Origin of the sequence: Alloalcanivorax marinus, assembly GCF_016906305.1 — a bacterium.
GTDB classification, from domain to species: domain Bacteria; phylum Pseudomonadota; class Gammaproteobacteria; order Pseudomonadales; family Alcanivoracaceae; genus Alloalcanivorax; species Alloalcanivorax marinus.
On sequence record NZ_JADDOL010000017.1, the window covers coordinates 1 to 12,407 of the forward strand.

12 protein-coding genes are annotated in these 12,407 nt (G+C 67.8%); 6 read left to right on the top strand and 6 right to left on the bottom strand.

What is annotated here, in order from left to right; all coding sequences use genetic code 11:
- The first annotated feature begins 209 nt into the window (after positions 1–209).
- Together IM760_RS13835 and IM760_RS13840 are read left to right on the top strand one after the other, a co-directional pair.
- The gene (locus IM760_RS13835; RefSeq protein WP_204430356.1) at positions 210–530 is read left to right on the top strand and encodes a helix-turn-helix domain-containing protein; all 321 of its coding nucleotides are present in this window, start codon (positions 210–212) and stop codon (positions 528–530) included.
- 90 nt (positions 531–620) lie between these two features.
- Positions 621–1,004, top strand: a complete 384-nt coding sequence (locus IM760_RS13840; protein ID WP_204430358.1) for a helix-turn-helix domain-containing protein — start codon at positions 621–623, stop codon at positions 1,002–1,004.
- Positions 1,005–1,022: 18 nt separating this feature from the next.
- Here IM760_RS13840 and IM760_RS13845 read toward each other — a convergent pair whose 3' ends face one another.
- From IM760_RS13845 to IM760_RS13865, 5 genes are all read right to left on the bottom strand, one after another.
- Positions 1,023–1,691 (bottom strand): hypothetical protein, encoded by a 669-nt coding sequence (locus IM760_RS13845; RefSeq protein ID WP_204430361.1) that lies wholly within the window; start codon positions 1,689–1,691, stop codon positions 1,023–1,025.
- A 142-nt stretch (positions 1,692–1,833) separates the two neighbouring features.
- The gene (locus IM760_RS13850; protein ID WP_204430362.1) at positions 1,834–2,163 is read right to left on the bottom strand and encodes a DUF3325 domain-containing protein; all 330 of its coding nucleotides are present in this window, start codon (positions 2,161–2,163) and stop codon (positions 1,834–1,836) included.
- Positions 2,160–3,767, bottom strand: coding sequence for a PepSY-associated TM helix domain-containing protein (locus tag IM760_RS13855; RefSeq protein ID WP_204430363.1), 1,608 nt, complete (start codon positions 3,765–3,767; stop codon positions 2,160–2,162). The genes IM760_RS13850 and IM760_RS13855 overlap by 4 nt, the downstream gene beginning before the upstream one ends.
- Positions 3,764–4,060, bottom strand: a complete 297-nt coding sequence (locus tag IM760_RS13860; protein WP_239549843.1) for a DUF3649 domain-containing protein — start codon at positions 4,058–4,060, stop codon at positions 3,764–3,766. Before IM760_RS13860 ends, IM760_RS13855 begins: the two co-directional genes overlap by 4 nt.
- A gap of 136 nt (positions 4,061–4,196) precedes the next feature.
- The gene (locus IM760_RS13865; protein WP_204430503.1) at positions 4,197–5,585 is read right to left on the bottom strand and encodes an MATE family efflux transporter; all 1,389 of its coding nucleotides are present in this window, start codon (positions 5,583–5,585) and stop codon (positions 4,197–4,199) included.
- Between the two features lie 54 nt (positions 5,586–5,639).
- On the opposite strand from IM760_RS13865, the gene IM760_RS13870 reads away from it, so the two are divergent.
- The 4 genes from IM760_RS13870 (at position 5,640) to IM760_RS13885 (ending at position 10,220) form a co-directional block, all read left to right on the top strand.
- Positions 5,640–6,170 (top strand): elongation factor P hydroxylase, encoded by a 531-nt coding sequence (locus tag IM760_RS13870; RefSeq protein WP_204430371.1) that lies wholly within the window; start codon positions 5,640–5,642, stop codon positions 6,168–6,170.
- Between the two features lie 233 nt (positions 6,171–6,403).
- On the top strand, positions 6,404–6,925 hold the full coding sequence (locus tag IM760_RS13875) for a sigma-70 family RNA polymerase sigma factor (RefSeq protein WP_204430372.1): 522 nt from the start codon (positions 6,404–6,406) through the stop codon (positions 6,923–6,925).
- A complete protein-coding gene (locus tag IM760_RS13880) occupies positions 6,922–7,881 on the top strand; it encodes a DUF4880 domain-containing protein (protein ID WP_204430373.1) in 960 nt (319 codons plus the stop codon). The genes IM760_RS13875 and IM760_RS13880 overlap by 4 nt, the downstream gene beginning before the upstream one ends.
- A 104-nt stretch (positions 7,882–7,985) precedes the next feature.
- Positions 7,986–10,220 carry a TonB-dependent receptor gene (locus IM760_RS13885; RefSeq protein ID WP_204430378.1) on the top strand — a complete coding sequence of 745 codons (2,235 nt, stop codon included), beginning with the start codon at positions 7,986–7,988 and terminating at the stop codon, positions 10,218–10,220.
- 70 nt (positions 10,221–10,290) lie between these two features.
- Here IM760_RS13885 and betT read toward each other — a convergent pair whose 3' ends face one another.
- The gene (gene betT, locus IM760_RS13890; protein WP_204430381.1) at positions 10,291–12,339 is read right to left on the bottom strand and encodes a choline BCCT transporter BetT; all 2,049 of its coding nucleotides are present in this window, start codon (positions 12,337–12,339) and stop codon (positions 10,291–10,293) included.
- Positions 12,340–12,407: the final 68 nt, after the last annotated feature.

A 12,407-nucleotide genomic window follows, 5' to 3' on the forward strand; every position in this document is an offset into this window, starting at 1 on the left:
CCAGACCCAACCCATTGGGGGTTGAGTCCGGATAGGAGAGACGGTATCTACGGCGAACTGTTTTTTTGTAGGAGCGACTTCAGTCGCGATCAGAACTTTCCTACAACGCCGTACGCCATTACTTACATCGCAACGCCCGGATCTCCTCTTCCTTCCCGCCCCTGTGCCGCCCATCCTGGCCACAAGCCTGACCAGCCAGGGAACCCGCCATGTCGGAGGATCGCACCCCCTACCGCCCCCGTACGCCCGGCCCCACGGAGACCTGGGTGGACCGCCTGTTGGAGCACAGCCGCGCGGAGCTGGCCCGCCTGCCGCTGGACACCGACCTGGACGGCACCCACCTCACCGCGGTGCTGCGCCTCACCGGCCTGGACCGTTTCCAGCTGGCGCGGCTGCTCGGCGTCGACCTGGCCACCCTGGAACGCTGGGAGCGCGGCGTCGGCGTCCCCCACGCCGCCGCCCGCACGGTGTTGCTGGTGGGCCTGAGCTTCCCGGAGGTGCTGAGGGCCTTCTTCCTGACCCACAATTAAATTTTTGCGCTCTTTTCTATTGATTCGCCAGCCGTGCAGAGCGAACCTTTGCGAATCAAGCAAAGAAATCACCAAGAAGAGGAGAGTGGTATGGACATTGGGGCGGGTTTGAAGCGGCAGCGGCTGGCCCGGGGGGCCACCTTGAAGCAGATCGCCGATCTGTGCGGTACCGACGCCGGCAATTTGTCCCGGGTGGAGCGCAATATCCAGGACGTGAGCTTTCAGCGGCTATCGCGTATTTGCGCCGCCATGGAGCTGCGGGTGGTGGACTTCCTGAGCCAGGTGGAGCATTGGGAAAACGCCACCACCCTGCCGCCGAGCGCACTCACCAAACGCCTGCGCGCGATGATGCGGCTGTTCGGCGCGGTGTCCCGGCGCGACCAGATGCTGCTGCTGGCCCTGGCGCGGGGCATGGCCCGCGGCGGGGTCGACCACAAGCCCCGCGGGCGCCGTCGCGGGCCGCCGCTGGCCTGAGCGGCGGGCCCGCCCGGCTCAGTGCCGGGTGGCGAGCATGGCGATGGCCGCCAGCGCCTCCGGGTCCCGTTCCTTGAGCCGGTTGGCGATGCCGTGCTGGAAGAAGTACCGGAAGTCCGGTTCGTCCTGGGCCGCCAGCAGGCAGTCGTCGCCGGGCAACACCGGGGTCTGGGTGACCCGGTCCTCGTCCGCCACCATGGCGCTGGCGTGGCCATCGGGAAACAGCCGCCAGCTCACCACTTCCATCAGACTCAGGGTCTCGAACTGGTCCTCGGAGAACACCGCGTGGGTGCCGATGGTGTCCGGGATTTCCTGCACGCCGGTCTTGCCGAAGAACGCCACCGCCTCGTCCAGCTCGCGCACCTTGTGGGGCGGCGCCTCGCGGAACAGGTAATCGCTGCCCGGCAACCGGTAGCCTTCCCAGCGGCCGTTGAGCGGGTCGGCCAGGTCCGGGGCGGTCACCAGTTGCTTGAGCCAGGGCACCACGGCCACGGTGTCGCCGTTGTCCAGGCGGGCCCAGGCCAGGATCTTGATCGAGAACAGGGTGTCGGGGTGCTGGTCGTTGGCATAGAGCAATTCCATGCCGTCGTACTCGGGAGAGAGTCGAAGAATCGGCGGAGAGGGATCCCGCCGTCGGGGGATGAACGGCAACACGTTGTTGCCGCGAGGGTCACGCCGGTTTGCCATAAGCGCCTCCGCGTACGCCGCTGATTTCACAGTAGACGCACAGCGAAAAGCGCGCAAGCCCTGATCGCGGCTAAAGCCGCTCCCACAGGAGCGTGCAGGAGCGGCTTTAGCCGCGATCAGCCGTTCAACCGCGCTCCAACCTTCAAACAAACAACCCGACGCATGCCAGCACCGGCAGCCCCACCGCCAGGGGCACCGCCAGGCGCGGCCGGTACGGCAACAAGAACACCAGCGGCAGCCCGGCCAGGGTCACCATGCCCAAGGTCATGGAGAGGCCCAAGGCGGTGGGCCAGCGGTACAGGCAGCCGGCCATCATCAGCACCAGCAGCGCCCAGCCCAGCACCCGGAACACCCGCAGGCGGCGCTCGTCGGGTTTGGCGCCCAGCATGGCCTCGTGGTGGCGTTTCATGGCCAGCGCCAGGGCGGTGAGGCCGGCGTAGCCCAGGGATCCGATCAACGGCAGCACGGTCATGAGGCGGTCTCCCCCTCGGGCAGGGCGCGGGCGGCTCGCGCCGCCCGGGCCGGTTTGCGCACCGGCCGGTGGCCGGCCAGCCGCCACAGGGCGTAGCCGGCGCCGGCGGCGATCACCAGGCAGACCAGATCGAAACTGGCCAGGGCGCCGTGGCGCCAGGCGATGGCGCTGAACAGGTGGCTGTGGGTGGTGGCCAGGTTGACCAGGGGCACCGCCAGCCACAGCAGGGCCAGCGCCGCCAGTTGTTCCATCCAGCCCCGCCGGTGCGGGCGCACCAGGGCGTGCAGCAGGGTGGCCAGCCAGGTCAGGAAGAACACGCGGATTTCCCAGCTCTCGCGGCCGGCCAGATCGGCGGGCAGCAGCCGGTTGGCGATGAAGTAGCCGGCCATGGCGGTCATCAGGCCGGTGATCGCGGCCATGTTCAGGCCGTTCACCAGGCGCAGGTTGAAGCCCGGTTCGCGGCCGCGCAGTTGCTGGGTGCGCTTGGACACCCACAGCAGCATGCCGGTCACCGCCATGGCCGAGCCGACCACGCCGAACAGGAAGAACAGCCAGCGGGTGGCCGGGTCGGCGAAGCGCGCCAGATGCAGGTTCACCAGCAGGTTGTAAATGCGCGCCGAGGCGCCGTCGTCGTACAGGCCCGGCTTGGTGTCCAGCAGGTTGCCGCCACCGTCGAACACCAGGGCGGGGTTGCCGCCCCGGCGCCGGTCGGTGATCGCCGGTTCCTTGCCGGTGCTGATCTCGATGCGCGCGTTGTCCCGGTTCGGCCAGCTCACGCTGATGCGCTGGGCGGGCTGCCCGAAGGTGGCTTCGGCCTGATTCACCAGGGGCTGGATGGCGTCCACCATGGCCGCCGGCGTACCGCCGGTGGCGGCCGCCTCCTGGCGGGGAAAGACGTCGTTGAAAAAGCCGCGCCAGCCCTCCTCGTAGGCCGCGTTCATGCCCCAGGGCATCAGCATCACCATGAAGATCAGCAGGCCCGAATAGGTGATCATGAAATGAAAAGGCAGCGCCAGCACGGCGGTGGCGTTGTGCGCGTCCAGCCAGGAGCGCTGGCCCTTGCCCGGCCGGAAGGTGAAGAAGTCCTTGAAGATCTTCTTGTGGGTGATCACGCCGCTGACGATCGCCACCAGCATCATCATGGTGGCCACGCACACCAGCCAGCGGGCCCAGATGCGTGGCACCCCGTAGAGCTCGAAATGGAAGCGGTACAGGAAATCACCGCCCCGGCTGGCGCGGGGTTCCAGGATCTCGCCGCTGCCGGCGTCCATTTCCACCCGCTCGCCGCGCCGGCGCCCGCCGCCCTCGGCGGCCTCCGGGGTGTCCGGCTGCCAGCGCAGCTCGGCCACCGGAGAGCGGTCATGGGGCAGAATAATGTCCCAGGCGCGGGCGTCCGGCGCGGTCGCGCCCAGGGTCGCCCAGGCCAGCTCCGGCGTGGCCTCCGAGGCCACCGACTGGTGCAGCTCCGGGGCCATCCAGAAGGAAATCTCGTCGCGGAAATAGGCGCTGGTGCCGGTGATGAAAATGGCCACCAGCAGCCAGCCCAGCAGCAGGCCGCTCCAGGTGTGCAGCCAGGCCATGGATTGTCGCAGACCGCCCTTCATGCGCCCCCCAGCCAGGCCAGCGCGGCGCACAGCGCCGCCGGAATCAGAATGCCGCCCCAGGCCCGGGCCACGCTGCGGGTGCCGAACGCCCACAGCACCGCTCCGGTGTAGATCAGAAAGGAGAGCAGGGTGCCGGTGAGCACCGCATCCGCCCGCGCCATCGGCAACCACAGGGCCAGGGCGGCGGTGGCCGCCGCCGCCAGGGCATAACCGCCGAACACTGCGACCACGGCACGCAGGGCCATGCCCAGGCGCGGCGAGCCGGCGAGCCGTTGGGAAGAAAGTTTGGACATGGCATCCCCGACGCCAGGATTAAATAAGAATCGTTATTATCCGCATATAAGAAGGGGATGCAATAAAGGATACGATCTTTACCGTCGTCTCTTGCCTGGGTACCGATGTAGGAGCGGCTTCAGCCGCCATCCGCCGTCAGGCGGCCTGCTCCAAGGTTGCCTCATCCCGCCGCGCCGTCGCGGGCAACGGCTGCCGCAACCGCCAACGCAGACGCAGCGACAGCAGCACGGCGGCGGTGGTCAGGCCGGCCACCAGTCCGATCCAGAAGCCCGCCGGCCCCATGGCCGGCACCCACAGGTCGGTGAGGCCCAGCACATAGCCCAGCGGCAGCCCCACGCCCCAGTAGGCGACCAGGGTCATCACCATCGGCCAGGCGGTGTCCTCGAAGCCGCGCAGGCAGCCGTTGGCGCTCACTTGCACGGCGTCGGAGATCTGGTAGAGGCCGGCGAACAGCAGCAGGTGGCCGGCCAGCTGGATAACCCGCGCGTTGTCGGTGTAGATGTACGGAATCCAGGCCCGGGTCAGCACCAGCAGCAGGCCGGCGCCGAGGCCGATGGCGGCGGTCACCAGCAGGGCGCAGCGCACCGCCGCCATCAGGGCCTCCCGATCACCGCCGCCCCGGGCGCGGCCCACCCGCACGGTGGCGGCGATGGCGAAGCTCAGCGGCAGCATGAACACCAGCGACGTGAAGTTGAGCGCCACCTGATGGCCGGCCACCACCTCCGGGCCCAGCCGGCTGATCAGCAGGGCGATCACCGAGAAGATGCTGACCTCGAAGAAAATCGACAGCCCCACCGGCAGGCCCAGCCGCAGCAGATAACCCAGGCTGGCCGGCTCCCAATGGCGCTGGCGCAGGGTCAGCCGCGCCGGACGGTAGATCGGGTGGCGCTTGATGTAGCCGCCCATCATCAGCGCCATGGACCACATCACCAGGCTGGTGGCCCAGCCGCAGCCGACACCGCCCAGGGCGGGCAGGCCCAGCTTGCCGTAAATCAGCAGGTAGTTGGCGGGGATATTGATCAGCAGCCCGGCCACGCTGATCAGCAGCACCGGCCGGGTGTGGTTCATGGCCTCGGTGTAGCTGCGCAGGGCCAGCAGCACGGCGGCGCCGGGCATGCCCCAGCTGAGCGCGTCCAGGTAGCCCTGGGCCAGCGGGCGGATGGCCGGGTCCACGTCCATCAGGTGCAGCACCGGCGCCATGGCGCGCAGAATCAGGGCGCACAGCAGCCCCAGCCCCAACGCCAGCCACAGCCCCTGCTGGGCCAGCGGGTTGACCCGGTGGTAAGCTGCGCCGCCGAGATGGCGGGCCAGCACCGGGGTGGCGCTGGTCAGCACGCCGGTCATGAACAGAAACAGCGGTACCCAGATGCTGGCGCCCACCGCCACCGCCGCCAGATCGGCGGCGCTGACCCGGCCCGCCATCACGGTGTCCACGAAGCCGTTGGCGGTCTGCGCCAACTGGCCGCCGAGGATCGGCAGGGCGAGACGAAGCTGCGCGAGGTATTCACGACGATGCAAGGACATGGTGAACCAGGGTCGGGGCACGGGGCGGCTACCATACCGCAAAGCGGCGCGCCGGTGCACCGCGCCGGGGACCTGGAAGCGCTGTTCCTGGACACCTTTCACAGCGACTTCGCCACGGTGCTGGAGGGCGGCTTCGAGGAACCGGTGTATCTGCCCGGCAGGCCCCATCGCATTCGCTATACCCGCGACTATTTTCGCAGCGCGTTGCACGAGGTGGCGCACTGGTGCGTGGCCGGGCCCCGCCGGCGGACGCTGGAGGATTACGGCTACTGGTACGCGCCGGACGGCCGCGATGCCGCCCAGCAGGCCCGTTTCCTCACCGTGGAAGTGCGGCCCCAGGCGTTCGAGGCCCTGTTCTGCGCCGCCTGCGGACATCCTTTTCGCGTGTCCCTGGACAACCTGGACGGCGACCCCGGTGACGCGGACCGCTTCGCCGCGCAAGTGCGCGCGCTCGCCCACACCCTTATCGACCAGGGGCTCCCCCAACGCCCCCGCCAATGGGTCGCCGCCCTGGAACGCCATTACCCCAGCGCCCGCCGCCCCCTCGCCGACCGCCTGGACGCCGTCTTTCCACCGACCCCCTGAACCCGCACGCGTGCGCCTGAACGCCGTGCCGCCTTCATCGCGGCTGAAGCCGCTCCTACAAAACCGAACACCACCCCGCACACACCTCCACGGTAGGAGCGACTTCAGTCGCGATATCCCCCCCAACCGCCACACCCCCCATCACCACCCACGGTCCCGAACGCTTGCCACCCATCAGGCGCTGCTTTATATTGTCGATATTGATAATTATTCCTATTTGTATTCGCAATTTCATGGCTGCCACCACCCTCAATGCCGTCCGCAGCGCCGATGTCGGTGCGCTTTACAACGACCATGCCCACTGGCTGTTCGGCTGGCTGCGTGGCCGCCTGGGCGGCAACAACGCGGACGCCGCCGATCTGGTGCAGGACACCTATGTCCGCCTGATCGACTCCGGCCGTTACCCGCCGCCGGGAGAGGGCCGGGCCTTTCTGGCCCGCATCGCCGGCGGTCTGGTGATCGACCTGCACCGGCGCCGTCGCCTGGAAAGCGCCTACCTGGAGGCGCTGGCCGCCCGCCCGGCGCCGGCGGCGCCCTCCGAGGAAGAGCGCGCCCTGGTGCTGGATCTGCTGGTGCGCATCGATCAGGTGCTGGACCGGTTGCCGGGCCGGGTCAGCCAGGCGTTCCTGTTGTCGCGCTTCGAGGGCCTGACCTATGCGGCGGTGGCGGAGCGGCTCGGCGTGTCCCAGGCGGCGGTGCGCAAGTACATGCTCAAGGCCACCCAGGCCTGCCTGCTGGCGCTGGACGCGCCATGAGTGAGGCGTCCCATTCGCTGGGGCGTTACGCCCATCGCCACGGCCTGGAAACGGCCCGGCTGGAGGCGGCCCTGGACTGGCAGGTGAGCCTGTGGTCCGGCGACCCGGACGAGGGCCTGCGGCGGGACTGGGCCGCCTGGCTGGCCGCCCATCCCGGCAACCAGCGGGCCTGGGCCCAGGTGGAACGGCTCGCCGGCCGGCTCGGCGAGGTGCCCCAGGACGTGGGCCGCCATTCCCTGGCCCGGCGCGGTCCCCACCTGGGACGCCGGCAGGTGCTCGGCGCTCTGGCGCTGCTGGGCGTGGGCGCGCTCACCGCCCGGGGCGGCTGGGTGCAGCGCTCCCTGGCGGACTGCCGGGTGGGCCCCGGCGAGCAGCGGCGGTTGACCCTGCCGGACGGTTCCGGGTTGATGCTCAATACCGCCAGCGCGGTGAACCTGGCGTTCAACGGTGAGCGCCGGTTGCGGGTATTGCCGGGCAGTGAGGTCGCCCTGGACAGCCGCCGCGCCGTCGCCGGCCCGCTGCGGGTGGAAATGGCGGAAAGGCGCCTGGACGTCAGCCACGGCCAGGTGGTGCTGCGGGATTATGGCGAGCGCTTGGCGGTGTCGGTGCTCGCCGGGCGAGTCAGCGTGGGGTCCGCGGCGGCCACCCTGGGGGCCGGCGAAGCAGCCTGGCTCTCCGCGGATGGACTGCAACGCTTTCCGTTGGACCGGGACGCGGCGCTGGACTGGACCCGGGGCGTGCTGCGCGCCGACCGGCAACCGCTGGGGGATTTTCTCGCCGAGCTGGGCCGCTACCGCCACGGCCTGCTGTATTGCGACGACGCGGTGGCCGGCCTGGTGGTGTCCGGGGCCTTTTCGGTACCCGACACCGACTACGCCCTGGAATCCCTGGCCCAGGCGCTGCCCATCGCCGTGCATTACCGCACCCCCTGGCTGGTGCGCGTGTCCGCCGCCTGAAAAAAATCCCATCTGGCCGTAGCACTTTTCCGATCTCGTTCGGGGTACCTGTAAAGCACCGGACTTCTCACCCGTAAAAATTCACCCCTGCAAAGGATCGGAGAATGAAGCGTTCTTCCCCGTCACGGCGCCGTCTGCCCGCCGCCGGACTCAGCCTTGCCCTGTTCGCCACCAGCCTGGCGCCGCTGCCGGCGCTGGCCGCCGAAGCCCGCGATTACCGGATTGAAGCGGGGCGCCTGGACAGCGCCCTGAGCCGCTACGCCAGCGAAGCCGGCGTGACCCTGGTGATCGACGGCCGTCTCACCGACGGCAAGACCACCGCCGGCCTGGACGGCCGCTACCGGACCCGCGCCGGCCTGGACGCGCTGCTCGCCGGCAGTGGCCTGGAAGCGGTGCGCCAGCCCAACGGCAGCTATCGGCTGCGGCCGCGTCCGGACAGCACCAGCGCGGAGCACCGCCTGACCCAGATCAACGTGACCTCCGCCTCGGCCTCCGGCCGGGAAGTGGACGTGGTCAACGCGCCGGCCAGCATTTCGGTGATCGGCCAGGAGGAACTGAAAGGCAAATCCTACCGGGACATCACCGAGGCGCTGCAGGACGTGCCCGGCGTGTACGTGGACGACGGCCCGTCCGGCAAGGGCGGCACCGAGGAAATCTCGATCCGTGGCATGGACAGCAAATACACCCTGATCCTGGTGGACGGCCGCCCGCAGGGCTCCGGCCAGTCCTATTACAACGGCTTCGGCAGCGGCGCCGAGTACGGCTGGCTGCCGCCGATCTCCGCCATCGAACGCATCGAGGTGATCCGCGGCCCGATGTCGTCCCTGTATGGCTCCGACGCCCTGGGCGGGGTGATCAACGTGATCACCAAGAAGACCCCGGACCAGTGGGGCGGCAACCTGACCCTGGAGCGCACCCACCAGGAAAGCCACGACTCCGGCGACTACCAGCAGCAGCGCTATTACCTGAGCGGCCCGCTGGTGGCCGACACCCTGGGCTTCACGGTCAGCGGCTCACGCTACCTGCGCGACGAGGATGAGATCGAAAGCGGCTACCGTCAGTTCGACCGGGACAACACCACCGCGCGCCTCACCTGGACGCCGGTGGAAAACCAGTCCCTGTCCCTGGAGGCCGGTTACTCCACCCAGGAAACCGAAGGCACCGCCGTCAACACCGGCTCCGACTCCGAGCTCTACACGGTGCGCCGCCATCAGGCCATCAACCACGACATTCTCTGGAACGGCAACATCGACACCCAGAGCTGGGTGCAGCGCGAGGAGCTGGAAAACCAGACCCAGAACGCCCTGTACGAACGGGTCACCGCCAACACCGCCACCGCCGTGCCGATCGGCGACCATGTGCTGACCGTGGGCGGCCAGTACCGCGAACAGAAAACCGAGAACCCCACCCGCGCCATCGGCGAACCGAATCTGGAACGCTGGGACATGGCGCTGTTCGCCGAGGACCAGTGGTTCGTCACCGATCCGCTGGCGCTGACCGCCGGCCTGCGCTGGGTGGACGACGAAAACTACGGCAGCGAAGCGGTGCCCCGGGCCTACGCGGTCTATAACGTCAACCCGGCGTTCACCGTGAAAGGCGGCGTCAGCGCCGGCTATCGCACGCCGGATCTCAAGCAGGGCGATTCCAACTGGGTGGAAGGCGGCGGCGGCCGGTCCGTGGACGGCGGCGACATCGGCAACGACGATCTCAAGCCGGAGAAGAGCCTGACCTACGAACTGGGTGCTCACTGGCAGGCCTATAACGGCGTGGAAGCCTCCGTCACCGTGTTCCACACCGACTACGACGACAAAATCGAGAAGCCGATCATCTGTGACCGCATCGACGGCACCGACGTCACCTGTCTCTATCAGGGCTACGACTACGAGAAGCTCTACCGGTACACCAACGTGGACGAAGCCCGCATCCGCGGCGCCGAAGTGACCTTCGCCTTTCCGATCGGCTACCGGGTGTCGGTGAACACCAACTACACCTTCACCGACAGCGAGCAGCTGTCCGGCGACAACGAAGGCAACCCGCTCAATGACCAGCCCCGTCACCGCGCCAACATCGGCGTGGACTGGCGCGCCAACGACATCACCCGGCTGTGGGCCAAGGCCCGCTACAAGGGCCGCGCGGAGCAGGTGGCCGGGCGCGGCGGCCTCACCGAGGAATACCCCAGCTACACCCTGGTGGACACCGGCGTGGTCTACGGCCTGACCGACATCGTGGACGTCTATGCCAGCGTGCAGAACGTGTTCGACAAGACCGTGGGCAACGACAACTTCGGTCGCATCCTGGACGGTCGTCGCTACAGCGCGGGGATTTCGGTGAACTTCTGAGGGTAGGGCATCGCGACTGAAGTCTCTCCTACAAGGAAGCGGTGTAGGAGCGACTTCAGTCGCGAAGGTTCTATCGAAGCATGTGCAGAAAATGCATGTGCTTCTCGTACTGATCCAACACGTCACTGATCACCTGCTCCCGGGTGAAGCCCATCAGGTCGTAGTCCTGACCGCCTTCGCGCAGAAACACATCGGCGCGGAAATACTGATCCGTATCCGCGTGCCGCTTGGAGTGATCCAGCTGACGCATGGTGATCGACGGCCGCGCGTAACCGCGCACACGCACGCCATAGATAAAGTCGGTTTCCTGGGCATGGCTGACCACCAGGGTGGCGCGGTCATCGCTCTCGCGGACTTCCACCTCCAGGCCGTGGCCGCGCAGTTCATCGGCCACCGCGTTCAGCGCCGGGGTCGCCACCTCGCGCACGAACTGCAGCACCCGGGCCCGGTTGGGGAAGCTCACCATGCCGCGCAGGCGGGTTTTCCAGCCGCCGGTCACCGGCGTGTGGCCCACATGGATGGTGGCCGGCGCGGTGCCCAGGTTGGTCTGGAAGCTCAGGCGGCGGATGCCCTCGATGCGCAGCGAACGCAGCAGGCCGAAACAGGCCAGCAGCAGCACCAGCGCGAACGGCAGGGCGGAAGCGATGGTGGCGGCCTGCAGCGCGCCGAGCCCGCCGGCCAGCATCAGCGCGATGGCCACGATGCCCTCGGAGCTGGCCCAGAAAATACGCTGCCACAGCGGCGTGTCGTCGTGGCCGCCGGAGGCCAGCATGTCCACCACCATGGAGCCGGAGTCCGAGGAGGTGACGAAGAACACCACCACCATCAGGGTGGCCACCCCGGAAATAAAGCCGGACCAGGGGAACTGCTCCAGGAAGTGGAACAGCGCCACCGCCTTGTCGTTGTCCACCTGGGCGGCCAGCTCCGGATAGGTGCCGTCCAGAATCATCTGGATGGCGGTGTCACCGAACACGGTCATCCAGAACAGGGTGAAGCCCGCCGGCACCAGCATCACGCCCAGGGCGAATTCGCGGATGGTGCGGCCCCGGGACACCCGGGCGATGAACATGCCCACGAACGGCGACCAGGAAATCCACCAGCCCCAGTAAAACAGGGTCCAGCCGCCCATCCACTCCTGGGGCCCGTTCTCCGCCTTGGGCTGATAGGTGTAGAGATTGAAGGTCATGTTGACCAGCTCGGACAGGTAGGCGCCCAGGTTCTGCACATAGGCCTTGAGCAGGAACACCGTGGGGCCCAGCGCCAGCACGAACAGCAGCAGCAGGAAGGCGAGGCCCAGGTTGAGCTCCGAGAGACGGCGGATGCCGCCGTCCAGGCCGGTGACCACGGAGATCGTGGCCAGGCCGGTGATGCCGATGATCAGCCCGGTCTGAACCCATTCGTTTTTGGGAATGCCGAACAGATAGGTGAGGCCGGCGTTGACCTGTTCCACCCCGAAGCCCAGGGAGGTGGCCACGCCGAACACGGTGCCGACCACGGCGAACACATCCACCGCGTGGCCCATGGGGCCGTAGATTTTCTTGCCGATCAGCGGGTACAGCGCCGAGCGCAGGGTCAGCGGCAGATTATGGCGGAAGCTGAAATACGCCAGGATCAGACCGACGATGGCGTAGATCGACCAGGCGTGCAGCCCCCAATGGAAGAAGGTGGCGCGCATCGCCTCCTTGGCGGCGGCGATGGTGCCGGGGTCCGCCAGCGGCGGATCACTGAAATGCAGCACCGGTTCGGCCACGCCGAAGAACATCAGGCCGATGCCCATGCCCGCCGAGAACAGCATGGCGAACCAGGAGGTGTAGCTGTAATCCGGTTCCGAGTGATCCTTGCCGAGCTTGATGTCGCCGTAGCGGCTGATCGCCAGGAAAAACACCAGCGAAATCAGAATCGCCACGGTCAGGATGTAGAACCAGCCCGCTTCGGAAATGATCCAGTCCTTGATGTCGGTGAAGAACGTCTCCGCGGTTTTCGGGAGGATCACCGAGAACAGCACCAGGGCGGCGATGATCGCCACCGAGGAGAAGAAAACGGGCGGGTTGATCAGAACCTTGGGCCGGCTTTCCTGGACGGCGGCGTCCGGGGAAGCGGGGTCCGGGGCTTGCGCCATGTGGGGCTCTCCTTATCCATGGGCCGAAGTGAGGCAATCCCGAGAGGCTAACATAGCTTGTTCGTGAG

What these genes read in the sequence shown, in the direction of transcription:
- IM760_RS13835 (WP_204430356.1), top strand. Translation starts at nt 210, where the DNA reads ATGTCGGAGGATCGCACCCCCTACCGCCCCCGTACGCCCGGCCCCACG.
- IM760_RS13840 (WP_204430358.1), top strand. Translation starts at nt 621, where the DNA reads ATGGACATTGGGGCGGGTTTGAAGCGGCAGCGGCTGGCCCGGGGGGCC.
- IM760_RS13845 (WP_204430361.1), bottom strand. Translation starts at nt 1,691, where the DNA reads ATGGCAAACCGGCGTGACCCTCGCGGCAACAACGTGTTGCCGTTCATC.
- IM760_RS13850 (WP_204430362.1), bottom strand. Translation starts at nt 2,163, where the DNA reads ATGACCGTGCTGCCGTTGATCGGATCCCTGGGCTACGCCGGCCTCACC.
- IM760_RS13855 (WP_204430363.1), bottom strand. Translation starts at nt 3,767, where the DNA reads ATGAAGGGCGGTCTGCGACAATCCATGGCCTGGCTGCACACCTGGAGC.
- IM760_RS13860 (WP_239549843.1), bottom strand. Translation starts at nt 4,060, where the DNA reads ATGTCCAAACTTTCTTCCCAACGGCTCGCCGGCTCGCCGCGCCTGGGC.
- IM760_RS13865 (WP_204430503.1), bottom strand. Translation starts at nt 5,585, where the DNA reads ATGTCCTTGCATCGTCGTGAATACCTCGCGCAGCTTCGTCTCGCCCTG.
- IM760_RS13875 (WP_204430372.1), top strand. Translation starts at nt 6,404, where the DNA reads ATGGCTGCCACCACCCTCAATGCCGTCCGCAGCGCCGATGTCGGTGCG.
- IM760_RS13880 (WP_204430373.1), top strand. Translation starts at nt 6,922, where the DNA reads ATGAGTGAGGCGTCCCATTCGCTGGGGCGTTACGCCCATCGCCACGGC.
- IM760_RS13885 (WP_204430378.1), top strand. Translation starts at nt 7,986, where the DNA reads ATGAAGCGTTCTTCCCCGTCACGGCGCCGTCTGCCCGCCGCCGGACTC.
- betT (WP_204430381.1), bottom strand. Translation starts at nt 12,339, where the DNA reads ATGGCGCAAGCCCCGGACCCCGCTTCCCCGGACGCCGCCGTCCAGGAA.